The sequence below is a fragment of the Nocardia sp. NBC_01009 genome, from assembly GCF_045208035.1.
Lineage (GTDB): Bacteria > Actinomycetota > Actinomycetes > Mycobacteriales > Mycobacteriaceae > Nocardia.
This window is the reverse complement of the sequence record NZ_CP108695.1, coordinates 2,442,615-2,466,973: the sequence shown is the minus strand read 5'-3', so window position 1 is coordinate 2,466,973 and position 24,359 is coordinate 2,442,615. Positions and strand designations below refer to the sequence as shown.

General features: G+C 67.1%; 19 protein-coding genes and 1 tRNA gene. 9 read left to right on the top strand and 11 right to left on the bottom strand.

Annotated elements, in window-relative coordinates; translation table 11 throughout:
• The first annotated feature begins 19 nt into the window (after positions 1-19).
• Positions 20-970: a patatin family protein gene (locus tag OHA42_RS10865; RefSeq protein WP_406236635.1), complete on the top strand. Its 951-nt coding sequence runs from the start codon at positions 20-22 to the stop codon at positions 968-970.
• A 111-nt stretch (positions 971-1,081) separates the two neighbouring features.
• On the opposite strand, the gene OHA42_RS10860 is transcribed toward OHA42_RS10865, so the two are convergent.
• Positions 1,082-3,190, bottom strand: coding sequence for a protein kinase domain-containing protein (locus tag OHA42_RS10860; RefSeq protein ID WP_406236634.1), 2,109 nt, complete (start codon positions 3,188-3,190; stop codon positions 1,082-1,084).
• Between the two features lie 191 nt (positions 3,191-3,381).
• Positions 3,382-5,073, bottom strand: a complete 1,692-nt coding sequence (locus tag OHA42_RS10855) for a protein kinase domain-containing protein (RefSeq protein WP_406236633.1) — start codon at positions 5,071-5,073, stop codon at positions 3,382-3,384.
• 338 nt (positions 5,074-5,411) lie between these two features.
• Between OHA42_RS10855 and OHA42_RS10850 the strand changes: the two genes are divergently transcribed.
• On the top strand, positions 5,412-5,837 hold the full coding sequence (locus OHA42_RS10850; RefSeq protein ID WP_406236632.1) for a DUF1707 domain-containing protein: 426 nt from the start codon (positions 5,412-5,414) through the stop codon (positions 5,835-5,837).
• Complete coding sequence (locus tag OHA42_RS10845; RefSeq protein WP_406236631.1) at positions 5,837-6,205, top strand: hypothetical protein; 369 nt, start codon at positions 5,837-5,839, stop codon at positions 6,203-6,205. Before OHA42_RS10850 ends, OHA42_RS10845 begins: the two co-directional genes overlap by 1 nt.
• A gap of 1 nt (position 6,206) precedes the next feature.
• On the opposite strand, the gene OHA42_RS10840 is transcribed toward OHA42_RS10845, so the two are convergent.
• From OHA42_RS10840 to OHA42_RS10830, 3 genes are all read right to left on the bottom strand, one after another.
• Positions 6,207-7,463: a hypothetical protein gene (locus tag OHA42_RS10840; RefSeq protein ID WP_406236630.1), complete on the bottom strand. Its 1,257-nt coding sequence runs from the start codon at positions 7,461-7,463 to the stop codon at positions 6,207-6,209.
• Between the two features lie 396 nt (positions 7,464-7,859).
• On the bottom strand, positions 7,860-9,209 hold the full coding sequence (gene lat, locus OHA42_RS10835; RefSeq protein ID WP_406236629.1) for an L-lysine 6-transaminase: 1,350 nt from the start codon (positions 9,207-9,209) through the stop codon (positions 7,860-7,862).
• Between the two features lie 65 nt (positions 9,210-9,274).
• A complete protein-coding gene (locus OHA42_RS10830) occupies positions 9,275-9,727 on the bottom strand; it encodes an Lrp/AsnC family transcriptional regulator (RefSeq protein WP_040732134.1) in 453 nt (150 codons plus the stop codon).
• Positions 9,728-9,837: 110 nt separating this feature from the next.
• On the opposite strand from OHA42_RS10830, the gene OHA42_RS10825 reads away from it, so the two are divergent.
• Positions 9,838-11,367, top strand: coding sequence for an aldehyde dehydrogenase family protein (locus tag OHA42_RS10825; RefSeq protein WP_406236628.1), 1,530 nt, complete (start codon positions 9,838-9,840; stop codon positions 11,365-11,367).
• A gap of 63 nt (positions 11,368-11,430) precedes the next feature.
• A tRNA-Met gene (locus OHA42_RS10820) sits at positions 11,431-11,504 on the top strand.
• 174 nt (positions 11,505-11,678) lie between these two features.
• Here the strand turns inward: OHA42_RS10820 and OHA42_RS10815 are convergent.
• Positions 11,679-13,037 (bottom strand): flavin monoamine oxidase family protein, encoded by a 1,359-nt coding sequence (locus OHA42_RS10815; RefSeq protein ID WP_406236627.1) that lies wholly within the window; start codon positions 13,035-13,037, stop codon positions 11,679-11,681.
• A gap of 55 nt (positions 13,038-13,092) precedes the next feature.
• Between OHA42_RS10815 and OHA42_RS10810 the strand changes: the two genes are divergently transcribed.
• A complete protein-coding gene (locus tag OHA42_RS10810) occupies positions 13,093-13,692 on the top strand; it encodes a TetR/AcrR family transcriptional regulator (protein ID WP_406236626.1) in 600 nt (199 codons plus the stop codon).
• A gap of 218 nt (positions 13,693-13,910) precedes the next feature.
• Here the strand turns inward: OHA42_RS10810 and OHA42_RS10805 are convergent, their stop codons facing one another.
• Both OHA42_RS10805 and OHA42_RS10800 read right to left on the bottom strand, forming a co-directional pair.
• Positions 13,911-15,038 carry an acyl-CoA dehydrogenase family protein gene (locus OHA42_RS10805; protein WP_406236625.1) on the bottom strand — a complete coding sequence of 376 codons (1,128 nt, stop codon included), beginning with the start codon at positions 15,036-15,038 and terminating at the stop codon, positions 13,911-13,913.
• Between the two features lie 243 nt (positions 15,039-15,281).
• Complete coding sequence (locus OHA42_RS10800) at positions 15,282-18,755, bottom strand: indolepyruvate ferredoxin oxidoreductase family protein (RefSeq protein WP_406236624.1); 3,474 nt, start codon at positions 18,753-18,755, stop codon at positions 15,282-15,284.
• A 771-nt stretch (positions 18,756-19,526) separates the two neighbouring features.
• Between OHA42_RS10800 and OHA42_RS10795 the strand changes: the two genes are divergently transcribed.
• Both OHA42_RS10795 and OHA42_RS10790 read left to right on the top strand, forming a co-directional pair.
• The gene (locus tag OHA42_RS10795) at positions 19,527-20,681 is read left to right on the top strand and encodes a lipase family protein (protein ID WP_406236623.1); all 1,155 of its coding nucleotides are present in this window, start codon (positions 19,527-19,529) and stop codon (positions 20,679-20,681) included.
• Between the two features lie 245 nt (positions 20,682-20,926).
• Positions 20,927-21,301, top strand: coding sequence for a DUF3761 domain-containing protein (locus OHA42_RS10790; protein ID WP_406236622.1), 375 nt, complete (start codon positions 20,927-20,929; stop codon positions 21,299-21,301).
• 23 nt (positions 21,302-21,324) lie between these two features.
• Here the strand turns inward: OHA42_RS10790 and OHA42_RS10785 are convergent, their stop codons facing one another.
• Complete coding sequence (locus OHA42_RS10785) at positions 21,325-22,164, bottom strand: SDR family oxidoreductase (RefSeq protein ID WP_406236621.1); 840 nt, start codon at positions 22,162-22,164, stop codon at positions 21,325-21,327.
• Positions 22,161-23,108 (bottom strand): patatin-like phospholipase family protein, encoded by a 948-nt coding sequence (locus tag OHA42_RS10780; RefSeq protein ID WP_406236620.1) that lies wholly within the window; start codon positions 23,106-23,108, stop codon positions 22,161-22,163. The genes OHA42_RS10785 and OHA42_RS10780 overlap by 4 nt, the downstream gene beginning before the upstream one ends.
• Positions 23,109-23,177: 69 nt before the next feature.
• Here OHA42_RS10780 and OHA42_RS10775 point away from each other — a divergent pair, with 69 nt between their 5' ends.
• Positions 23,178-23,807 carry a TetR/AcrR family transcriptional regulator gene (locus OHA42_RS10775; RefSeq protein WP_406236619.1) on the top strand — a complete coding sequence of 210 codons (630 nt, stop codon included), beginning with the start codon at positions 23,178-23,180 and terminating at the stop codon, positions 23,805-23,807.
• Here OHA42_RS10775 and OHA42_RS10770 read toward each other — a convergent pair.
• The gene (locus tag OHA42_RS10770; protein ID WP_328409656.1) at positions 23,797-24,342 is read right to left on the bottom strand and encodes a histidine phosphatase family protein; all 546 of its coding nucleotides are present in this window, start codon (positions 24,340-24,342) and stop codon (positions 23,797-23,799) included. The two genes, OHA42_RS10775 and OHA42_RS10770, sit on opposite strands and share 11 nt — an antisense overlap.
• Positions 24,343-24,359 lie beyond the last annotated feature (17 nt).

Below are 24,359 nucleotides of genomic sequence, written 5' to 3'. Positions count from 1 at the left end.
CTGTCGTATGGTGGATCGGGTGACCAGTTCGCCCGTTGCAGCTACCGTCGCGGAGGTCATCCGCGGCCGTCGTGAGTCCGCGAGCCGCAGCGACGGGCATCGCCTCGCACTGGTCATCGAGGGCGGGGGCAGCCGCGGCGTCTATTCCAGCGGCATGGTGCAGGCGTTGGAGGAGCTCGGTCTCGCCTCGATCTTCGATGCTGTCTACGGCACCTCCGCGGGCGCGATCAACGGCGCATGGTTGCTGTGCGGTCGGGCGCTGCCCGGTATGCGGTCGTGGACCGATCCCGCCATCATGCGACGCGCTGTCGATCCGGCCAGGCTGCTGTGCGGACGACCCGCGTTCGACCTGAACTACCTGGTCCATCAGGTGTACGACGGCGTCGAACCGATGGACTTCCCTGCGATCCTGGCCAACCCCACCACCTTCCACCCGATCGGCACCGATATCCGCACCGGCCTCGCGGTCGACCTACGCCGCCACATCGTCGATAAGCGGACGCTGATGACCGCGCTGCGCGCCTCGGCCGGGCTGCCGATTCTGGCCGGACCTCCCGTCCCACTCGGCGACTCCCACTACCTCGACGGCGGGCTCGCCGAAACCGTGCCCATCCGCACCGCAGTCCGGGACGGCGCCACCCACGCGCTCGTCCTACGCACCCGCCGCACCGACGAACAGCGCCCGCCCGCCTCCCGGCTACATCAGATCGTCGGCGGCAGCTACCTGCGCGTCCGCGCCCCGGGCGCCTACCGGGCCTGGTTGCAGCGCCCGCTCCAGCAACACGTCGAAGACCGATTCCTCACCGGCCTCGGCCACACTGCCCTCCAAATCCACCCCCCGCTCGGCTCCCCCGACATCGACAGCGCGGCCAGGGACACCACCCTTCTGGCCCGAGCACTCGAGATCGGCCGCCGGGCCGTCCACTCCAGCCTCGCCGCCGCCCTGGACATCAGCAGCGAAACCGCCTGACAGAGGTCCGCTCTGGTCGAGCAGTACGAATAGGCCACTGTGCCCATCTCGGACCAAACCGCGAGCACAGCGACCGCGACGATGTGCGACCGCCCCGCGCGGCCGCCGTGGTCAACCCACCATCAACGTGACGCCCTGGGAGAGCGGGAAGTCGTGTAGGTCGAGGTGACTCGGGGTGGAGTCGGGGGCGACGTCGAAAACCAGTTGGGTGGTGGCTGATTGGCCGGGGTGCAGTTCGAAGGAGTAGTTGTGGCGGCCTTGGGTGGTCTGCCACATGGTGGCGGCGGGGTCGTGGTCGATCACGCGGCCCTGGGTATCGATGAGGTGTTGACCGAATGGCAGGAACCACTTCGACTGGTCGGAGATGTTGTTCACCGTGACCGTGACGATCGTGAAAGAACCGCGGGCCGATTGGAATCCGACGCGGGAGATGCCGGAATCGGCACTGGTGACCACGAATTCGAACTTCCCGTCGCGCACCGCTGACTGCGCAGGCGCGGGGCCGGCCGGACCGGGATCCGGCGGGGGCGCGGGATGTTCTTCGGCCGCCGCCGTCGGTCGCGCGGCGCTCGAACCACCGCTCGAATCGCCGCCCCGGCTGCCCGAGGCCAACAGCGCGACGCACCCGGCCGCGAGCACGAACGGCGTCAGGAACACCACGACGAGCGCGCCGATTACCTTGGTGAGCACGCCGCCCGACCGCCGACGGCCGCGACGTGGGGCCGCGGGCGGCGGCGCGATCCACGGACGCCCCCGCGACACCGACCACCGCAGCGGCGCAACCGACGCACCACGCTGCCGCTTCGACTTCGGCTGATAGGCAGGCCGTTTCGCCGGGACCGGCGGCGGCACAGTCGCACCGGGCTGCACAGGTGCGTACGGCGCGTATCGCGAATTCTGCTGCGGGACAGCACCTCTTACCGGCGCCGGCACCAGCGGCGGCGCGAGCCGGGTTACCACCAAGGTCGGTGTCGGCCCCGGCTCCGGCAGCACCTTCGTCGGCACAGGATGTTTCGGCGCAGGGACCGATGATCGCGCATCGGCCGCCGAGTTCGGCGACTTGCTCGAAGCAGCAGGTGCTTTCCACGGCGACGGAGATGACGACGGTTGCCCCGTCGCCACCAACGTCGGTGTCGGGCCCGGCTCCGGCATCACCTTCGTCGGTGTCGGATGTCGAGGCGCGGGCGGTATCGGCGACTGCGCACCGGCCACCGACGACGGACCCGGCGTCGGACCGTCCGATGCAGCAGGCGGTGGCAGAGGTGCCGACGGTTCCGATCGACCCGTCGCCACCATTGTCGGCGTCGGTCCCGGCTGCTCGAGCAACTTCGTACGAGGCTTCGGTGTTGCCGACTGCGGCGGCACGAGCGGAGTGACCAACCGATTCCCGGCGCGCGGATTCGAGCGTTCCGAGCCGACGGCGGCGCGGGCGGCGTCCGCGAAGTCGCGGGCGCTCGCGTAGCGCCTGGCCTGATCCTTGGCCATGCCGCAGGCGATGACCGCATCCAACGCCGCTGGCACCGACGGATTCACCGAGGCCGCGCACGGCGGCGTGGCCATCAGGTGGTCGTGCATCTGGCGGGGTGGGTCGGTGTCGCCGTACGGGCGACGGCCGGTCAAGCATTCGTACAGTACGCAGGCCAGCGAGTAGATGTCAGAACGCGCGTCAACCGTCCCGTTGAAGCGCTCCGGTGCCATATAGGGCCAGCTGCCGATCGCCATACCCGTTGCGGTGACGGCGGTCTGCCCGATGCCCTTGGCGATACCGAAATCGATCAGGTACGCGTGCCCGCCGCTGTCGATCAGGATGTTGGACGGTTTGACGTCACGATGGATCAGCCCCGCCCGATGCGCGGCATCCAGTCCCGAGGCCACCTGCGTCACGAAGTCGACGGCCGCGGCCGGGGCCAGGGTGCGGACCCGGCCGAGCATTTCGGCCAGATCGATGCCGTCGATGTAATCCATCGCGATGAACAGTCGGCCGCCCTGCTCGCCGAAGCCGTGAATGCGCACGATGTGAGGGTTGCGCAGGGTCGAACCGAGCCTGGCCTCCCGCTCGAACCGCCGCCGATACTCCCCATCGGTAGCCAGGTTCTCCGACAACACCTTCAGCGCAACCTCGCGCCCGCCATCGGTGTCGCGCGCGAGCCACACTTCCCCCATCCCGCCCCGACCGAGCAAACGGTCGAGCCGGTAGTTCCCGAACTGTTCCTCCCCCATCGCTGACCTCCCGGTAACCGCGCCGCTGCGGGTGGGGCGGCAACCCGGCGACCCCGAATTGCCCGAACCTGCTCCGACCCTAGCCCCGCCACCCACCCCCGCACAGTGTGATGTCCCCTACGTAGCACTACCTCACCGCCGAAGCTGCCGACACCCCTCCGAGTACGCTCACTGCGGAGTACCGCCGACCACTACTTGCCCGGTTTGCCATGGCCGGGTGTGCCGTTGTGCGGCTTGTCGTTGCTGTGACCAGCGTTGCCAGAGTTACCGCTGCCGGCGTGCGGCTTGCTGTTCCCGTGACCGGCGTTGCCAGAGTTACCGCTGCCGTTGTCCGCATTGCTGTCGTAGTTGCTACCGGCGTCGGAGTTGTCGCTGCCCAGGGGGCTGTCGCCGCCCGGGGTGTTATGGCTGTTGCCAGAGTTTTCCATGGCCGGTTTGTCGTTGGCCGGTTTCGGTGTGTCGACGTGGGGCTGGGCTGGAATCCACGTGGCGAGGTGGCCGTCGGCGGGCAGGCAGGCGAGAGGGGTGCCGTCACCTCCGACCGTGTTGTCGTCGACGGCGGGGTTGCATGGCTGCCCGGCGGCCGGGACGAACGCGATCGGTGGCTGTGCTGATGCCGGTCCGATCGGCGCTTGCGGCCGCGGCGTCGGACTCGCCGAGGTCGGTGTGGATGACGGTGCGGTGGAATCGGTCTCGGTGCCCTGTGGGCGCCCGAGCCACAGCGCCATCCCGACCATCGCAAGGAGGGTCGAAAGGGCCGCGGCAGCGAGACCCGTGCCCAGAATCCGCGCCGGCTCGTGATCACCCGGCGGTTGCGCTGCACGCACCGATCCGGCCGTACGCAACGGCTCGATCCCGCGCAACGAATCAGCCCCACCGGACGACTCCACTCCACGCAACGACCCGACTCTGCGCGGCGAGCCGGCCTCACCCGACCACTCCACTCCAGGCATCGACCCGGCGGCACGCACCGAATCGAGCCCGTGCTGCGAGCCGGCCGCGTGCCACGATTCCGGCAGCACTGCTTGCGTGGCCACGCGCGCCGCAGTGATCTCGACCGTCGCTGTCTCCCGACCCGTGACCGCGGCATACGCATCGGAGGCCATTTCGCCTGCGCTGGACCAGCGCTGGTCCGGGTCCTTGGACATGCCGCGGGCGACGACGGCATCCAATGCCGCGGGCACGGTGGGATTCACGGCGGCGACTCGTGGTGGGTCGGTCATCAGATGCGCACGCAATTGCTGTGTGGAATCGACGGTGCCGAAGGGGCGCTGCCCGGTGAGGCACTCGTAGAGCACGCAGGCCAGTGAGTATTGGTCGGCGCGGCCGTCGCAGGTGCCGGTGAACCGTTCCGGCGCCATATACGCGAGGGTGCCGACCACGTTGGTACTGGCCGTGATCGTGGGCTGGTCGATCCGGTGGGCGGTGCCGAAATCGATCAGATGGACGAATCCGCTGGGGCTCACCATGATGTTGGACGGTTTGACGTCGCGGTGCACCAGCCCGGCCCGATGGACGAGGTCGAGCGCCGCCGCGGTCTGCGCGACGATCTCCACTGCCCTGGCCGGCGACATGGGCCCGTCACGTCGGAGTAGACCAGAGACATTGGTGCCCTCGATGAACTCCATGTCGATATATAGGCGACCGTCGAGTTCGCCGAACGTGTGGATCGGCACTAGGTGCGGACCACGAACCTGGGCGGTCAGCCGGGCCTCCCTGGTGAACCGCTGCCGGTATATCGCGTCGACGGCATGCACCGCGGCCAACAGCTTCAGCGCGACGTCACGCTGTGTGACGCTGTCGTGCGCCAGCCAAACCTGCCCGGTGCCCCCACTACCGAGCAACCGGTCGAGGCGGTAGTGGCCGAACCACACCTCGCCCATATCGAAACCTCTCACTAGCCTGCTCTCCCTCGAACAGGTACCCGAAATCCTCACCGGCACTACAAAATCGAGAACCCAACACGACAGCCATCCATCATTTCGCAACCCGCCACCTTCGGGGCACGGAATTCTCCCACCACCTCGCACCGGATCCATCGACGTACTTCGGTCCGTCAACACACAGGTGCCACGTCGGTCCCGACAGTCCACATCCGGTCGACCCAGCCGCCCACCAACAGACACCGGTGCGGCGGCCCGCCCGAGCCGGCACCCGACCCAGGTCGATGAGCAACGGCGGGGCGGCCGCATCGTCATCGACAGCCGCTAGCCTTGCTGGTATGAGTGACGTGCCCGAGATCCGCATCGGCACCGCGGAGCGTGAGCAGGCAATGCAACGGCTGTCCGACCATTTCGCCGCCGGTCGGCTGAGCGTCGCCGAGTTCGACGAGCGCAGCGCGGTGGTCGCGGCGGCGATGACCCGCGGTGTTCTGGACACGGTGTTCGTGGATCTTCCCGAGCCCGTCGCGGCTACCGCGGTGCCCGCGAAGCACGACACGAGGTTCATGGCCGAATGGCCGGAGCGAGTGATGGCGGTCATTCCGATCGTTGCTGTCATCCTGTTCTTCCTCACGCATAGCTGGCTGTGGTTTCTGGCGATTCCGCTGATGGGCGCGCTGCTGTACGGCAATCGGCACGATCGCGGGCGGGACCGGCGCCGGGGTCGGGGTCGGGGTCGGGGTCGGCGCGCGGAGGACAAGGACTGATGGAACCGGTCGAGATCAACGCGGGCACGTGGTACCTGCGCGCACTGCGCGCCGACGAACGCATCGACGACCGTCCGGCCCTCGCCGAGGGCGGCATCGATGACCCCGACTATGTCTCACTGCGTACAACGCAGTGGGACAACGGAACCCATTATTCGTGGGCGGTCTGCGAACCTACGACTGCGGAGATGGTCGCCGAAATAGGCGTGACCCCCGGGACCGACGACACCGCCGACATCACCGGGTGGGCCCGGCCCGGCTACGAAGCCGCGCTCGAGTCCGGCCTGACCTCCGTCAGGCGATTCGTCGAGGGCGGGCTCGGATTGCGGCCGAACACCCACTCCAGGCGGGATCCGGCCGCTTCCTGAGCTATCGCATCACGCCGGTATGCCCGGTGGAGTAGCGGCCGGGTTGTGGCCAGACGGTCAACCCGTGTGCCCCTCGGCCAACCGGTATGCGAGCCAACAGGTTCCAATTGACGATATCTACGGCGTAGACCTCGCCGTGATGGCGGCCAGAGACCCAGAAGACCCGGCCGTCAGCGGAGATATTGCCCATGTCGGGGCTGCCGCCTCCCGGGATGTACCACTTGTTGACCAGCTTGTTCGCCGCGAAATCCCACACCGAGATGCTGCCCTCGTGGCGGTTGGTGATGAGCATCTGCTGGGAGTCGCGGGTGACGTAGAGGCCGTGCGCGCCCTTGCCGGTGGGGATGAAGCCGGTGTTCTCGAAGCGGAGGGCGTCGACGGTGTAGACACCGTTGGCGGCCATATCGGCGATGAAGAAGGTGCGTCCGTCCGGCGAGAGCTTGACGTCCTGCGGCATACCGGAGCGCCCGCCGGGCAGGTCGATGGTCTTGACCTCGGTGCGCGCCGCAACGTCGAAAACCAGCATGCGCCCGGCGAATTCACAACTGGCCAGCGCGAACCGGCCGTCGGCTGTGAAGTCCATGTGATCGATGCCGGCGCACGTGGGCACCGCCATCGAGTGCAGCTTCTGCCAGGTGTGCGGATCGTAGAAATCCAGCGACTTGTCCGCTTCCGCGACGACGAGCGCGAACTGGCCGTCCGGCGTGTAATACATGTTGTAGGGGTCGCGTACCGGAAACGCCGAACCAGGCAGGCCGGTCTTCGGATCGATGGCCAGCAGGCTGCCGGCGCCGATCGGCAGATCGTTGGTGACATACAGCGTCTGCATGTCGTAGGACGGCACCACATGCTGCGGTTCCGAGCCGCCCGACCGGAAGGTGTCGATCACCTGGAAGCTGGCCTGGTCGATCACCGAGACGGTGTTGGATTGACTATTGGGCACGTACACCAGCGCCCGATGGTCGGCCACCGCCGGACTGAGCTCGCGGTTCGCGGCGTACACATCGGTCGGTGACAGCGGCGGCGGCATACCCGGTAGCAGGTTCTGTAGGTCCGGAGCCACCGCACTCGTAGTCGGCGCAGCAACAACCGAGCTCGGTGCTTGCGACACGCCTGCCGAACCCGCGCCGCTGGAGGCGCACCCCGCCACGGCCGCTACTACGGCTAGGGATGCGATGAATTGATAGGGGGCCGCGGCCGGAAGTCGGTCCGGTCGAGCGGATGGTGCGCAGCTGCGGAACATGCGCTGCCGGTTCACGCGCTGCACCATGCCAGGGGGTGGTGAAGACGAGATGACATGGGTGCGAAGCCTAGGTGGTGGGGCGCGGATTCTGCGGTAATCCGCGCCGAATCCACCGAAGCAGATTCTGCCACCCGGACATTCGCGACAGAACTCTTCCGAGTCGGGTCAGAGCCCCGGTCCGCGGTGTCCGCCGGCGCACCGGACAGAGGCGCATAGCCCAGGTCCGTGGCGGCGCGGATTCCGCAGCAATCCGCGCCGGATCCACTGAAGCAGGTTCGACCGTCCGGACATCGGCGGCTGGACTAACCGAGGCCCGTCGAACCTCGAGCCACAGCATCGACCGTCTGGCCGAACGCAATCCGCGCGACGGTCAGTCGAAGCCGGTCCTGCCATCCGGACATCAATGGCGAACTACCCAAGGCCGGTGAGAACCCGATCCAGGGCGTCGACCGCCGCATCCAATTCGGCATCGCTGACGGTGAGCGGCGGCCGGAAGCGGATGCCCCGTTCACCGGTGCCGAGTATCAGCACATGCTCCTCCGCCCACAGCCTGGCCAGCACTTGGTCGCGCAGCTGCGCCGAAGCGACTGTGACCGCGCACATCAGGCCGCGCCCACGGGGTTCGGTGATGCTCGGGTGCACCTCGGCGAGCCCTTCAAGTCGCCGCAACAGATGCGCGCCGAGCTCTCGAGACCCCTCTATCAATTGGTCCTGCTCGAGCACCTCGAGAATCCGCCTGGTGCGCACCATGTCGGTAAGGTTGCCGCCCCAGGTGGAATTGATCCGGGAGCTGACGACGAACACATTGTCGGGCACCTCGTCGATACGCCCACCCGCCATCACGCCGCACACCTGGGTCTTCTTCCCGAACGCGACCACGTCCGGCTCGAGCCCGAGTTGCTGGTAGGCCCAGGTGGTTCCGGTCATGCCGACCCCGGTCTGCACCTCGTCGATCACGAACAGCGCGTCGTTCTCGTGACACAGTCGCTGTACGGCCTGCAGGAACTGCGGCCGCAGGTGCCGGTCACCGCCCTCGCCCTGGATCGGCTCGGCGATGAAACATGCTATGTCGTGCGGGTTTTCGTCGAAGGCGCGCCGCGCCTGGGCCAACGCGTTCGCCTCGGCGACGTCGATGTCGAGGTCGTCGCACAGGTATGGTGCCTCGATGCGGGGCCAGTCGAACTTCGGGAAGCGCGCGACCTTCACCGGATCGGTGTTGGTCAGCGACATGGTGTAGCCGGTGCGGCCGTGGAATGCCCCGGTCAGGTGCAGCACCTTGGTGCCGAGTTCCGGTGCGCGGCCATGGGATTCGTTGTGCCTGCTCTTCCAGTCGAAGGCCGCCTTCAGCGCATTCTCCACGGCGAGTCCGCCACCGTCGATGAAGAACAGGTGCGGTAGCCGTGGATCGCCGAGCACCCGCGCGAATGTCTCTACGAACCGCGCCATTTCGACCGTGTAGATGTCGGAGTTGCTCGGTTTGTTGAGGGCGGCTGCAGCGAGTTCGGCGCGGAAAACTTCGTCCTCGGCCAGCGCGGGATGGTTCATCCCTAGCGCGTTCGAGGCGAAGAAGCCGAACATGTCGAGGTAGGAGCTGCCGTCTCGTTCATCGACGATCCGGCAGCCACGCGAATTACGGAGGTCGAGCACCAAGTCGAATCCGTCGGCCAGCAGGTGCGCCGACAAGATCTCGTGTACCCGGGTTGCGGGGGTGACCGGTGCTATGTCACCGTCCGTGCGGGTGCGGTCCAGTTCGAGGGTCACACCGGTCAGGGTACGGAAATATTTACGGAATCTCTACATCTCTTCGTACTAATTACGGCCAATTGTTATCTGTCATAGAATGTCTGCAAGATGATGGTGCTTCGGGTCCTGACGTTGGCGGTCGCCCTGATCTCCTGCAGCAGCTGCTCGAGGTGCCGTGGCGAGGCCACTCGCACCAGCAACACGTAGCTCTCGTCACCGGCCACCGAATGGCATGCCTCGATACCGGGGATATGTTGCAGAACGGCAGGCGCGTCATCCGGTTGCGAGGGGTCGAGAGGAGTGATCGCGACGAATGCCGACAACAGTTGACCGAGCGCCTCGGGGTCGACATGAGCCGTGTAGCCCCGGATCACCCCACGCGCCTCTAACCTGCGCACCCGCGATTGCACCGCGGAGACCGATAGGCTCGCCTTCTCTGCCAGGTTCGATAACGTGGCCCGACCGTCGGCCATCAGTTCCCGAATCAGCAGGCGATCGATGTCATCGAGTGCGGGTCTTGCCGGTGTATCCGCCATCAGCGAAGGCTAACTCAGCAAGCGCGACTCGTGGCGGAAACCTCTACTCGTTCACTTCCCGTAACAGCACAGCCATTGTGCGAATGCCCAAAGCGACAGCGGAGCAATCGATGACACATACGCTCGACGATCACCTCACCATGGACCTGGCAGCCCGTGCGGCGGCGCTGTTGCGCGAGCTCGGCGCCGAGCCGCCGGCAGCGGGCGCATTGCCTGCCCGCACACCGATTACCGGCGGTCAGCTCCTGACGCTGGCCGTCGACTCCCTCGACGACGTCGACGCCGCGATCGACCGTGCCGCCCTGGCATTCCGCGGGTGGCGCACCGTCCCCGCACCCGTGCGGGCCGCGGTGGTACGGCGGCTGGCCGAGCTGCTCACTGTGCACAAGTCCCAACTCGGCGAGTTGGTCACGCTGGAGGCCGGGAAGATCGGCCCGGAGGCACTCGGCGAAGTCCAGGAAATGATCGACATCTGCGAGTTCGCGATCGGACTTTCGCGACAGCTGTACGGCAAGACCATGCCCTCGGAGCGGCCGGGACATCGACTGCTGGAGACCTGGCATCCGCTGGGTGTGGTCGGGGTGATCTCCGCGTTCAACTTCCCGGTCGCGGTGTGGGCGTGGAATACCGCCGTCGCCTTGGTCTGCGGTGACACGGTGGTGTGGAAGCCGTCGGAGACGACGCCGTTGACGGCGCTGGCCTGTCATACCCTGCTGCGCCGCGCTGCGGCCGATGTCGGCGTGGATCCCGAAGTGCACCAACTGATTCAGGGTGGTGCCGAGGTCGGTTCACGGCTGGTCGACGACGAGCGCGTCGCGCTGGTGAGCGCCACCGGTTCGGTGCGAATGGGGCGCATCGTCGCACCACGGGTGGCCGCGCGCTTCGGTCGGTGCCTGCTGGAGTTGGGCGGCAACAACGGCGCGATCGTCACGCCGTCGGCGGATCTGGAACTGGCGGCGCGCGGCATCGTGTTCGCCGCAGCGGGCACGGCAGGCCAACGCTGCACCACGCTGCGTCGGCTGATCGTGCACGCCGATGTCGTCGGCCCACTGCTCGAACGCGTGGCGGGTGCGTATCGGCAACTGCGGGTGGGCAATCCGATCGAGGACGGGGTGCTGGTCGGCCCGCTGATCGACGGGCGGGCCTACCAGGGGATGCGTGCCGCGCTGGATCGGGCACTCGCCGACGGCGGCGAGCTGGTGTGCGGCGGGGAACGGGTGGACGGTTTCGGCGACGACGCGTTCTATGTGCGTCCGGCGATCGTGCGGATGCCCGCACAGACCGCGGTAGTGCGCGAGGAGACCTTCGCCCCGATCCTCTACGTGCTGACCTATCACGACTTCGACGCCGCGATCACGCTGCACAACGCAGTGCCGCAAGGACTTTCGTCCGCCGTTTTCACCGCCGACCAACGCGAGGCCGAGCGCTTCCTCGCCGCCGACGGCTCCGACTGCGGCATCGCCAACGTCAATATCGGCACCTCCGGCGCCGAGATCGGCGGCGCCTTCGGCGGTGAGAAGCAGACCGGCGGCGGCCGCGAATCCGGCTCGGACTCTTGGAAGGCCTACATGCGCCGTGCAACCAACACCATCAACTACTCCGACCAACTCCCCCTCGCACAGGGCATCCAGTTCGGCTGACAGGCCTCTGACCTCGCGATTAGGTTGGACAGCCACCCCATGCGTAGTCTTATGGCTACCCAACGCGGGGTGGAGCAGCTCGGTAGCTCGCTGGGCTCATAACCCAGAGGTCGCAGGTTCAAATCCTGTCCCCGCTACTAAGAAGACGGCCCGGAACGCATCGTTCCGGGCCGTTTTCGTTACCCCATGGGAGCGGATTCGGGAACCCTCAGCCAACTTTCGATCAGTGACTCGGCAAGACTTCGGCGAGAAACGCGTCCGTGTCGGGGCGGGCTTGCGACAAGAGCGTGAAGTGGATCGGCCGGGGATGCTCACGGGTTGGTTGCGGTGAGAATTTCGCGCGCAGCGCGTTGCCCGGATTCGACCGCGCCGTCGATGTATCCGGCCCAGCGGGTCGCCGTTTCGGTACCGGCCCAGTGCAGCGAGCCGGTCGGGCGGCGCAACTCCGGTCCGAAGCGTGTCAAAGTCGATGGGGTCGCGAAGGCGCCGTAACAGCCGCGGCTGTAGGTTTCGGTGGCCCAGTCCTGCTCGATGTAGTGGACCGGACTGCGCGCCTTGGGGCCGAAATATGCTGCGAGGTCGTCGAGAACCGCGTCGCGGCGTTCTTTCGGCGCCAGGCGAGCCGCGGCTTGGGCATGGGTGGCTTCGAGGAATCCGACCAGGACCGCGGGGTCGGCGCCGGGCGGACTGGCATCGAAGACCGTGCCGAGCGCGCGCCGGTCGCTGTTGGCCTGCCCGGACAGACCCTGTGCGCGCCAGAACGGCTCGTCGTAGACCGCGTTGACCTTGATGGTCCAGCCCATCGGCAGACGTTGGAGCAGTTGGGCGCGCTCGGCGGGCAGGTCCGGCGTGCATCGGATTCGGCTCACCAGCGGAGGCGGGACCGCGATGATCGCGTGCCGTGCCCGCCACTGCCGCCGCCCGGCACGCACCCGAACCTCGTCGTCGCTCCAGTCGATCTCGGTCACCGCGGCGCCGAGGACGACCCGGTCACCCAACTCCTCGGCCATGGCGATCGACAGTCGCTGTGTGCCGCCGACGACCCGGTCCTGCTGTGCACCACCGGTCGTGTTGATCAATGAGTCGACGCCGCCGCCCGAATGGATATAGAACTGCGCCCACAGCGCCGACATCTCGTCCGGCTCGGCGCACCAGACCGCCTGGGTGACCAACCGGAAGAACGCGCGTCCGGTGGCGGTGTGCGAGTGCTTGCGCAGCCACGTGTCGAAGGTCTGACCGTCGAGTTCCCGCGCATGGGGCGCCGTCCACGGTGCCTGCAGGGGTACTCGTCGAGCCGAGCGATCGAGTCGCAGCTGCGTGAGGCCGATATCGGCGAGCACGAGCGGGTTCAGCCGGGGCATTCGGCCCCGGAAGCGGCTGACGCGACCACCGAAGTCGCCGATGTTCGCGCCCTGATCGTGCGTCGGGTACGTGGAGAACCCGAGTTCGGTCAGCAATGCCAGCACCCGGTCCTGGCCGGGGCCGACCCACATGCCGCCGACTTCCACGTACGCGTCACTGCCCGGTACCTCGACGTTGCGGGTTCGTCCGCCCACTCGCTCCCTGGCCTCCAACACCACGACATCGCGTCCGGCCGCCGCGAGCGCGCGGGCTGCTGCCAGTCCGGCCGCCCCGGCCCCCACCACGATCACATCTTTGAGATCCGACATTCGCATACACCTAACATTTCAGATACACGATGTATGCGAGGGTAGTCTTGTCGCTGTGACTGTCAAGGGACGACGTGCGGAATACGCCGAAGCCACCCGATCCGCCCTGCTGGAGGCGGGCCGCGAGCTATTCATCGAACGGCGGTACTCGGAACTGTCCGCCGACGAGATCGCCCGAGCCGCCCGCCTGACGCGCGGAGCCGTGTACCACCACTTCAGCGGTAAGCAAGGATTGTTCGAGGCCGTGTTCGAGCAGGTCGAACAGGAGCTGACCGAACGTTTGACGAGTGCGCTCGGTGAACCGGGCAACCCTTGGGACACCGCGGTCCGCGCCTTGAACGTGTTCCTCGACGAATGCACCGACATGGCCTATCAGCGCATCGTGCTGCAGGAAGGGCCGTTCGCCCTGGGCTGGGACCGGTGGCGCGAACTCGACGAGCGGTACATGGTCGGCCTGATCCGCAACCTGGTCGACGAGCTGGTCCGAGCCGGTGTCTTCCGGCCTCGATCGCCCGAGCTCACAGTCCGCGCCATCTACGGGCTGCTCACCGAACTGGCCTGGAGCCTCGCCGACACAACCGACGATCAGCTGCGCCGGGAAGCGGGTCAGATCGCGCTCGGCATGATCAGCTCGCTACGCCGCGAAGCCGAATGACGACGAACCTGCGGCCTGCAGTCAGGCATGACGAATGGTTCTTTTGATGCCACCTGGGAGGCACTGACATGTTCATGACTCTTGCGGGCACCGAAATTCCCGAGCCTGGGCTCGGCGTTCCCGGGCGCGGCCCACATCGTCCTCTCCGCCTGCACGGCAACGGGCGGACCCTCAGCACCGGGCGGGCAGATCATTGGGCAACTGTGACGCACACATGCTCACTCGTCTTCGGCCACTCCGAGAATCTGTTTGCCCACCACCCCCGCGAGGACCTCGGTCGAGTAGGCCATCAGCTGGCCTGCTTCGGCATCTCGCAGATGGCGTTGGATCGGAGACTGTTTGAGGTAACCGGAAGCGCCACCGATACGGACGCCGAGTTGCGCGACGTCCACCGCCACCTTGTTGGCGAGATATTTGGCGCGGGCCAAGTTCGGGAAGAAGGCAGGGATGCCGTTGTCGGCCTCCCAGAGGGCACGGTCGTAGAGCGCGTGTGCGGCGGCGAGCCGGATCTCGACGTCGGCCACGTCGAACTGCACCCACTGCTGGTGCGACAGTGGCCTGCCCATGATCACTCGCGACCGCGCGTGCGCGATCAACGCGTCCAGCGCGGCGTCGGCGATGCCGAGGGAGATCGCGGGCAGTCCCGCCGGGATGACCGCGAAATCGCCGGGACCCGGTGCGCGGCCACGATATTCGGCGCGCAGCACGGTGTTGTCGAAGGAGAGCAGTTGGCTGCGGGTCGCGCGCAGACCCAAGGTGTCCCAGATCGGGATGACCGACACCGTGGCGTCGGGGATCACGCCGAAGAAGGTCGGCACATCGTCGACACGCGCATTGACCAGCAGATAATCGGCGATCTCGCTGGCCGAGACGAAGCGCTTGGCGCCGGTGATCGACCAGCCACCGTCGACAGGGACGGCTTCCTGTTGCGGATTGAGGAAACGGTTTCCACTGGCCGGCTCCGACAATGCGTTCGCGAACCGCTTGCCGGCGAGGAATTCGTCGGCAAAGAACGAGCCCAATGAATCCCGGGTGAACTCGGCGAGCGCGACACCCGCACCGGCGTGCATCACCCAGATCGTCGCCGTGGAAGGATCGGCCTTGGCGAGTATGCGCACCAGCTGCCCGAAAGCCAGGTAGCTCAGGCCCAGACCCCCCACCTGCTCGGGCAGCACCGCCCGATCGACGTCGGCGTCGTGGAGTGCGTCCAGATGCTCGACCGCGATCACGGCGCGCTCGTCGTAGTCCGCGGCGGCGGCATCGAAATCGACGGCCAGCTCGACGACCCGGGCGAGGATCTTGCGCTCGACATCGCGCAGCGGGCCTGGGAATTGCGCAGTGTTCACGAAACACTCTCCGGTAGTAGGGGTTCCGCGATCGCGCGGCGATTCGTCGATCAGGGTACGCAGCGCAAGTGCACCGGAGAGCGGGAAATTGAGAAACCCGCCGCTTATCCGCCGGGCCGACACCGGCGGAGCGCCGTTACCGTGACGGCCCAGGCGAGACGGCGCCACACCGCCCGGCCTGGGCCGTTACCTGCTTGCCTCGGACCGGCCGTCAACGGTCGGAGAGCAGCAGTTCGTTGCCGACTACACCTGCGGCGGCTCGATGCCGAGTTCGCGCAGGCCATTTCGATACAGCTCGACGTTGGCGAGCTTGATCTCCTCATAGCCGCGAACGATGTCGGTGAGGGCGGCCGCTTCGACGGCCCGGTCGTAGCCGACCGGGTCGAGGTCGGCGGCGAGCGCCGTCACCATCTCGGTGTAGTGGGCGAGCAGGGCGCGTTCCACTCGGCGGACGTGGGCATAGCCGAAAGGATCGAACTTGGTACCGCGCAGCCGCTTTCCCTTGGCGAGCGCACGCAGCACCAGGTGACTACGTGGGCCGAGGCCGATCTTCTTCTTGCGGCCCATGGCGCGCAGCACCGGCGGGTGCAGGCGGTAGGTGAGGTTGGCCCCTTCGGGGAGCTGGTCGGCCACATCGTCGAGGAACGCCGGATCGGTGAGGCGGCGGGCGACCTCGTATTCATCCTTGTAGGCGGTGAATTTGTACAGGCCGCGGGCAACTTGCTCGCTGAATTCGGTGCGGTCGGTGACGCGATGCTGCGCGTCCCAGATGTCTTGCACCGTTCGCACATAGGCACCGGCGACGCGGACACCTTGGAAACCGATCAGCTCGACGGCGCGCAGCTCGAGCAGACGCCTGGTCTCTCCCGTCGCGGTCACGCCGTCGAAAAGGTCTGCGGGGATGTCGATCTCGGCCCGCTTGCGCTGCTTGCGAGTGGTGGCGGCCGTGAAAACATCCGGGCGCTCCACCGCAACCCGACCCCAACGGAATGCCGCGATGTTGGCGGCCACGGCGACGCCGTTGATCTCGATGGCTTCCTCGATCGCCGTGGCGGGCAGGCGCAGGCCGCCGATCTGATAGGCGGCGCCGACCATCAGGAAGTTCGCTGCGGAGGTGTTGCCGAACAACACCTCCGCAGCGGCGAGTGCGTCGAACGAACGCACCGAGCGCGACACCTGCTCGAGCCGTGACAGCAACATGCCCTCATCGGGGTACGCGACGGACTTGTCGTAGACCATGTCGCCCGTCGGAGTCTTGCTCGTCGAAGCGACCGACACGGTGGTCGCCTTCGAGCCATAGGCCAGGTTCTTGTTGTCCGTGGCGGCGAGCAGGTCGAAAGCCACGATGCAGTCCGCGGAACCGGGCGTCAGCCGGTTCGCGGGCTCCAGCTCGCCGAACGCGAACCGCAGATGTGACACGACAGGTCCGGCCTTCTGGCTCAGACCGATCTGGTCCAGGCTCGCGACCTCGTAGCCTGCGCGCAGCGCGGCGGTCGCGAGCACCTGGTTGACCGTGACGATGCCGGTGCCGCCGATGCCGGCCAGGAACACATTCTGGGTCGTCGTGGGTGTCGTGTCCCGGAGTTCGGGCAGCACCGGCGGCTCGGCGCGCTTGGTCTCGGCGCGCTTCTTCGCTTTCGTCGGCTCCGGGAGCTCGACGGTGACGAACGAAGGGCAGTCGCCGTCCATGCAGCTGTAATCGGTATTGCAGGAGGTCTGATCGATGGTGGTCTTACGGCCGAATTCGGTGTCGACCGGCTGGACCGACAGACAGTTGCTCTTGACACCGCAGTCGCCACAGCCCTCGCAGACCGCCTCGTTGATGACCACCCGAGTACGACGAACCGGCAGGGTGCCGCGCTTGCGCCGGCGGCGCGCGTCGGCGGCGCAGTGCTGGTCGTAGATGAGCACCGTGACGCCGGGGACTTCCCGCAGCGTGCGCTGTGCTTCGTCGAGCCGATCGCGGTGCCACAGCAGGGTGCCCGCGGCAAGATCGCGCTTGCGGTACTTCTTCGGCTGGTCGGCGCAGATGATGATCTGCCGCACGCCCTCGGTACGGAGCTTGTGGGTCAGCATCGGCACCGCGAGCGCGCCCTCCGCGTCCTGCGCACCGGTCATCGCGACGACGTCGTTGTAGAGCAGCTTGTAGGTGATGTTGACACCCGCGGCGATGCAGGCTTGCACGGCGAGCTGCCCGGAGTGGAAATACGTGCCGTCACCGATGTTCTGGAACAGGTGCGGGACGTCGGTGAACGGCGCCTGGCCGATCCATTGCGCGCCTTCGCCGCCCATCTGTGTCAGCCCGGTGACCTTGCTGTCGTCGCGACCCGACATGGTCACCATGGTGTGGCAGCCGATGCCGCCACCGGCCAGTGAGCCCTCCGGCACCGCGGTGGATCGGTTGTGCGGGCAGCCGCTGCAGAAGTAGGCGGCCCGCTTGGCGGGCAGCACCGACAGTGACAGTGGTTGCGGCAGTGGTCGTTTCATATCGAGCTGCCCCTGCAGCGCGCGGCGCAGTGGCGCAATGATCCGGCCGGTGGTGAGTTCTCCGTCCTGGCTGAACAGCGGCCGGTTATCGGCATCGCGCTTGCCGATGATCTGCGGCGCGTCCGGTGTGCCGTACAGGATCTCCCGGATCTGGGTTTCGATGAAGGCGGTCTTGTCCTCGACGACCACGATGCGCGAAAGACCATCGGCGAACTGCCGGACCCGTTCGGGCGCAATCGGATACGGCATCCCGATGCGCAGCAGCCGGACTCCGGCGTGCTGCAGCGCCGCATCGTCGACACCGAGGTCGACGAGGGCCTGACGCACCGCGTCGAAGGTGGTTCCCGTTGCGGCGATGCCGAGGGTGGCGCGGGCCGGGTTCACCTCGATGACGTCCAGCTCGTTGAGTGCGCTGTAGGCCTTGACGATTTCCCAGCGCGGGCCGTATAGATCCGCCTCGGCGATCACACTGTCCATCGGCGCCGCCATCGGCCGCTGCAGATAGCTGAACGGCCTGCCCTCCCAATCGATTTCCGGCACGGTGATGGCGATGTCGCCCACCGAGCCTTCGACCGTCCACGCACCGTCGGCCACATCCGCCACGATCTTCAGCGCCACCAGGCATCCCGAAGCGCGGGACAGTGCGACACCGTGCAGACCCATGGTGACGATCTCGCGCGCATTGCGCGGGAACAGCACCGGGATGTTCAGCGCTGCCAGCGAGCGCTCGCTGACCGCGGGCACGGTCGACGATTTGGAGGCGGGGTCGTCGCCGACCAGCAGCAGCACGCCGCCGCGCGGATTCACCCCGTACATATTGGCGTGCCGCAACGCATCCGTGGCCCGGTCGAGCCCGGGCCCCTTGCCGTACCAGACCCCGACTACGCCGTCATGCGTCGCGGCGCCCGCGGGCAGATCGGCCTGGCTCCCCCACACAGAGGTGGCGGCGATTTCCTCGTTCAACCCCGGCACAAAGGAAATATCGTGCTCGGCAAGAACGTTCGGCATGCCGTTCAACATCTTGTCGACGCCGCCGAGCGGGCTGCCCTGATACCCCGAGACGAAGGTGCCGACCCGCTGTCCGGCGCGCAGATCGCGCACATGCTGTTCGACCAGCTGTCTGGCAATCGCCTGGACGCCGGTGAGAACGACGGTTCCGGCGCCGACCCGGTAGCGGTCGGCGAGGTCATACGGGGCTGAGATCAGTTCGCGGTCAGCGAGCTCGGTCATGCAGTCCACCCATCCGCTCAGCGCCGATCAGGCGCTTCGCTTCGTTGAGCACTTGGTGCCGTCATCCTGTCTTCGAAGACCCAAACGCACAATAGTGGTGAAAAAAGTTGAGCAAAGTGCGCAATCTCACCAATACAGAGTGGGCACCGCCTATGCAGGATGCGAGGTATGTGTGACCGTGACCACGCTACGCACGGGCCGCGGATTTTCGTCGCACCCGCGTGCAAACCCGCGCATGGCCCACCGCCGTCCGTGGCGGCCGATCTCGAGCCGCAGCCGACACTCGGCTATCTCGGGGACACCGCACCGCTGATTTCGTCGGCGCTGCACGGTCGGTTCGACCGACCATCTCGGCTTCTAGCGGAACTCGGCCACGGCAGCCACAACTAGGCAACTATTCGGCCTCCATGTGATCTTGACCAAGCCCACATGGGTTAGGTTGTGAAACTGACAGTTTCAGCAGGACGGTGTGGCCGTTTTCGTCGGGTCGACGATAACTTGTCGCATCGGATGGTGTCGCCTACGGCGGACACCGGCAGCCCACGAGCCGAAGGAGGTGCGACAGCCTGCCGCGATCGGCTCGTTCGGTCCGGCTGCCGGTTCCTCCTTTCCGTCTACGCAGTGAACGCAGAGGTTCGCTGCGTTTCCCCGTGTAATGCCGGTCCGTCCGATGCGCTGAGACCTGGGGCGTTGCTGCCCGAGGTCTGCGCCGGCGGCTGCCCCCATCGAAGGAATGCCTTGTTCAGAGTTCCCTTCAGGATTGCGATCCTGTTGTTGAGTATCGTTTCGCTCGGCCTGCTCGGTGTGCCCGCCAATGCCCAGCCGTTGTATCCCACCCCGGATCCCGATCCCTTCTACACGGCGCCATCCGAACTGGCGGCGCTGCGCCCGGGCGACGTGGTCCGGACCCGCAAGATCGACACCGCGTTCTACATCGGAACCGAGGGCTGGCAGGTCGCGTTCCGCTCGACGAACTCGCAGGGCGGCCCCGTCATGGGGGTGACCACCGTCCTGCTTCCCGTCGGTATAAAGAACCCGCCGCTGGTCTCCTACCAGGCGTTGATCAACTCCCTCGGCACTCAGTGCAACCCGTCGCGATCGCTGTTCAACGGCGAATTACAGGACGCGCCCGGCGCCATGCTCCCCATCGGTCGCGGGTGGGCGGTCTCGCTGCCCGACTACCTCGGCCCCACCTCGGCCTACGGCGCCGCGAAGCTCAGCGGCATGATGACCTTGGACAGCGTCCGCGCGGTGCAGAAGGTGACCGAACTCGGTCTGTCCACCTCACCGGTCGCCATCGCGGGCTACTCCGGCGGCGGCATGGCCACCGCGTGGGCGGCGGCACTGCAGCCCACCTACGCCCCCGACCTGAAACTCACCGCCGCGGTCGCGGGCGGCATCCCCGCCGACCTCGAAGAGATGGCGCTGTCACTCGGCTTCAATCCGCACCCCGGATTCGGCCTGGCCTTCGCCGCGGCCATGGGCCTGGAACGCGAATACCCGAACCGGTTGCCGATCTCCGATCAGCTCAACCCGAACGGCCTGTGGTTCCGGGAATTCACCCACGACGCCTGCCGCCGATTCCTGCTCTTCCACGGCGCGTTCCGCAGCGCCGAGCAGATGGCGGCGTCCAAGAGCCTGATGGACAGCCCCGAAGCGCGGGAGGTCCTGCGCGAGAACAGCTTGCGCCACTTCCCCGGCATCCCGACGGTGCCGACATACATGTGGCAGGGCCGCTTCGACGAGCTCACCTTCTTCAACCCCGTGGCCGAGGTAGCCGACCGATACTGTCGCGCTGGAGCCCCGGTCGAGTTCCGCCCCTACGACATCGCCGAACACATGACCACGGCCGTCGCCGGTTTCCTCGACGCGTGGAACTACGTGGAAGCCCGTTTCCGCGGCGACCCGGTACCGACCAGCTGCTGAGCACTCACCACGAGGCGGCCTCGGAGACGTTCTCCGGGGCCGCTTTTCGTTGGTAACGAGCCGTCGCCCAGGTCGATGAAGCAGGTACCCCGGGCATCGCAACATTCGTCGACCGGCCTGGAGTTCCTAGTAGAGAAGACATGTCGCACAGTTTTCGCACGCTCGTGTTCGCGAGTGTCACCGTCGCCGGGTCGTTCGCGCTCTTGTTGGGCGGTTGCTCGACTCCCCCGACCTCGACGAGCGGCGTGACAACCGCTCCGCCCGCCAACGTCGCGGCGCAAACAACCACTGCCGCACCGACTACTACGGCAACCGCCGCGGTGACGTCGCCGACCGTTCCCACAGCGCCTCGCCCGGTGGATTCGACGCCGCCGACCACGCCACCCGCAACCACGGACTACATCCCGCCCGCGGCGATCCTGCCCGCGCCGCAGAACGGTCCGGCCGCGTGCGGGCCGAATTCCTACCTCAATTCCTACGACCAGTGCGTGCACCGCCCGGAATCGGCTGCCGCCCCACCACCGGGAGCGACGGCACGGTGCAAGGACGGCACCTACAGCTTCAGCAAGAACCGCTCCGGGACCTGCTCGGGCCACGACGGGGTTGCGACCTGGCTCTGACCGCATCCAGGCCGACAGGCGGGTCACTCGGTGATCGAGCGGACTTGCTCCTCGTACTTGGCACGGGTCTCGTTGTCGGTGGGATGCAAGGCGCGGTCGCCGTCGAAGAGCTTGCGCACCAAGCGGACTGCGCGTTCGGGGGCGGCCGCGAGGGCGATGTCGATGGGGCCGAGGTAATTGGGGACCGCGACCTCGGCTTTACGGGTGTGGACGGTGTGCACGATGGCGGCGGCGACATCTTCGGGGTCGACGGTCGGCATGCCCTTGCCGAGGGTCAAACCCGACGACAGACGCGTGCGGACCGCCGAAGGCAGCACACAGCTCACACTGACGCCGTGCGGCGCGAACTCCAAACGCGTTGCCGCCGAGAGACCTACGGCGGCGAACTTGCTCGCGTTGTAGACGGCGAGACCGGCCACCGGGATCTTGCCCGCCAGCGAGGCCACATTGACGACGTGGCCGTGGCCGCGCTCGATCATGCCGGGGACCACGGCGCGCATGCCGTTGATCAGGCCCCACACATTGATATCCATGGAGGCACGGCCGACGGCGTCCGGTTCGTCGAGAAAGGCGCCCGCAGGCATGACGCCCGCATTGTTGACCAGGATGTCGATGCGACCGAAGTCGGCGACCGCCTTGTCCCATTGGTCGCGTGCCCGTACATCGAGTTCGTAAGCACGCGCGCCGATGGCGGCCGCGGCGGATTCGGCTGCGGCGGTGTCGACGTCGGCGATCGCGATCTCGGCGCCCTTGGCGGCGAACAGTTCTGCCGCGAATCGGCCGATGCCGCGGCCCGCCCCGGTGATGAGCACCCGGGCGCCCTTCAGGTCGAAGTCGGGGTAACCGCGTCCGAGAATGCTCATGCGAAAGCTCCTTGTTCCAGCGCCCGGCGGGTGCTGCGCAGACTGTGTTCGAAGGTGTCGAGACGGCGGCGGCCGTCCATGAAATTGGGGCCCACTACCGCGAGATCCTCGGCGGTGGCGTCGATACGCAGCACCGTAGTTCCCGCCGCGCGCAACGCCGCGACCTCGGCATCGAGTTGGGCGCTCATGCGGTTTCGCAGCTGCCGCTCGAAAAAGTGACCGGGTCCGGTTGCCGGAATCCCCCCGGTCGAGGCCATGGGGGCGAGCACAACAACCTCGTCCAGCTTGTCCGGGATGAGCAGGTCCACCGACGCCGTCGAGCCCGCGCCGCCATCGATGAAGCGGCGACCCGCGATCGAGACCGGCGGGAACCAGCCGGGCACGGCCCACGACGCCCGCAACGCCTCGCCCAGCGTTGCAGCGGGCGCGTCGGGCGACCCGAACGCGACGCGTTCCCCGGTGGCATAGTCCATGGCGACCAGCCGGGTCGCGGGGTGCGACACCCAGGTGCGGCCCGGGTTCAACCGCTCGGCGAGTTGCTGCAACCAACCCGGGTCACCGCCACCGACCGGCAGCAGGCCACTGCCCGCGGTGAGCAGCGCCTGCCCGGACTCGCTGCGGCGCAAGGGTAGTCGCAGCGAGCCGAGCCGCGGGCGCGGCAGCGGCGGAAAGCGTCCGGGTTCGGACCGCATGTGCGCCAACAGAATCGGATTCGTCGAGGTGCCGCGTTGCATCGCGACCAGCTCGTCGACCCCGATGCCGCTACCGAGCATGGTCATCATCTCCGCGCCCGCGGAGGTGCCGATCAGCACGTCCGCCTCGCGCGGATCCCAGTCCAGTACATCACGGGTCGCGGCGAGCGCGGCGACGATCCAGGCAGCGCCGAGTGTGCCACCGCATCCGATGGCCAGGCCACGCCGCTGTGACCCGTTTTTGTTACCCATAGTTCCAAACACTAGCAGAATCCAAATACCTGCGGTATCTGAAATCCATCGGTACGTAGAATCATCCGCATGGCACGTCTGACCCGGTCCGAGAGCCAGGCCCGCACCCGCGCGGACCTGATCGCCACGGCACGCGATCTCTTCCTGGCCGAGGGCTACGCGAAAACCAGCCTGGAGCGGGTCGCCGAGGAAGCGGGCTATTCGAAGGGCGCGGTCTACTCGAACTTCCGCACCAAGAAGGAACTCGGCCTCGAAGTGCTCGGGCTCATCCATGCCACCAAATTCCAAGAGGTCACCGACCTGATCGCGGCGGGCAGCACATTGGACGATCAGCTGGAGCGCTTCCAGGAATGGGCCGAACGGACCATCGGTGACGTCGGCTGGACCCTGCTGGAATTCGAGTTCGCCACGGTCGCCCGCGACGACCCCGAGTTGCAGGCCGCGCTGGTGTCCAGCCTCGCCATGGTGCGCGGCGCCGTCGCCACGCAAGTGCAGAGCCTGTCCGACACGGTCGGAATTCCGCTGCCGATGCCCGCGGAAGAAGCCGCGAGCGCGATCCTCAGCATGGGTATCGGCCTCGGCATGCAGCGCGCCATCGATCCATCGATCCCGGCCCGACTGATCACCGATGCCGTGCGGCTGCTGGTGACCTCCGGCGGCGGGGCGCTGCGTGCGCAACCACGCACGCTCACGCGGTGAAGTGCAGCGTCCACTCACCGCGGTAGTGCAGCCGGGTGACGCTGCCCGGCGGAATGTCGATCCGCCAGAACGATTTCGGCGGTGCGTCGAGGGCGACGAGCAAGGCCGCCCTGATCACCGCCGGATGGGTGATCGCGATGGTGGACATGCCCTCGGAGGCGATCTCGGCCATCCAGTATCTGGTCCGCTCGACCACGTCCACCACGGATTCACCGCCGTGGCCGCGGAACTGCGGGTCGGTCAGCCAGGCGTATAGCTCGTCCTGCGGCACCGACATCAACTCGCCACCGCGCCACGCCCCCGCGTCGAGGTCGCGCAGCCGGGTGTCCTCCTCGCCGGGCAGTCCCATCAGGGCCGCGGTTTCCACGGCCCTGCGTTCGGGGCCGGTGAGGACTCGGGCGGCGGTGAGCGGCCCGCACGCGGCAATTGCCCTGCGGCCCGCCTCGGTGAGCGACTCGTCGACTGGAAAACGTGCCTTTCGCATCGCCTCGGTCATACCATGGCTGACCAGGTCGAGTCTGAGCACCTTTTGCACGGATGGAAGCGTACGGC

What these genes read in the sequence shown, in the direction of transcription:
- OHA42_RS10860 (WP_406236634.1), bottom strand. Translation starts at nt 3,190, where the DNA reads ATGGGGGAGGAACAGTTCGGGAACTACCGGCTCGACCGTTTGCTCGGT.
- OHA42_RS10855 (WP_406236633.1), bottom strand. Translation starts at nt 5,073, where the DNA reads ATGGGCGAGGTGTGGTTCGGCCACTACCGCCTCGACCGGTTGCTCGGT.
- OHA42_RS10850 (WP_406236632.1), top strand. Translation starts at nt 5,412, where the DNA reads ATGAGTGACGTGCCCGAGATCCGCATCGGCACCGCGGAGCGTGAGCAG.
- OHA42_RS10845 (WP_406236631.1), top strand. Translation starts at nt 5,837, where the DNA reads ATGGAACCGGTCGAGATCAACGCGGGCACGTGGTACCTGCGCGCACTG.
- OHA42_RS10830 (WP_040732134.1), bottom strand. Translation starts at nt 9,727, where the DNA reads ATGGCGGATACACCGGCAAGACCCGCACTCGATGACATCGATCGCCTG.
- OHA42_RS10825 (WP_406236628.1), top strand. Translation starts at nt 9,838, where the DNA reads ATGACACATACGCTCGACGATCACCTCACCATGGACCTGGCAGCCCGT.
- OHA42_RS10815 (WP_406236627.1), bottom strand. Translation starts at nt 13,037, where the DNA reads ATGTCGGATCTCAAAGATGTGATCGTGGTGGGGGCCGGGGCGGCCGGA.
- OHA42_RS10800 (WP_406236624.1), bottom strand. Translation starts at nt 18,755, where the DNA reads ATGACCGAGCTCGCTGACCGCGAACTGATCTCAGCCCCGTATGACCTC.
- OHA42_RS10785 (WP_406236621.1), bottom strand. Translation starts at nt 22,164, where the DNA reads ATGAGCATTCTCGGACGCGGTTACCCCGACTTCGACCTGAAGGGCGCC.
- OHA42_RS10780 (WP_406236620.1), bottom strand. Translation starts at nt 23,108, where the DNA reads ATGGGTAACAAAAACGGGTCACAGCGGCGTGGCCTGGCCATCGGATGC.
- OHA42_RS10775 (WP_406236619.1), top strand. Translation starts at nt 23,178, where the DNA reads ATGGCACGTCTGACCCGGTCCGAGAGCCAGGCCCGCACCCGCGCGGAC.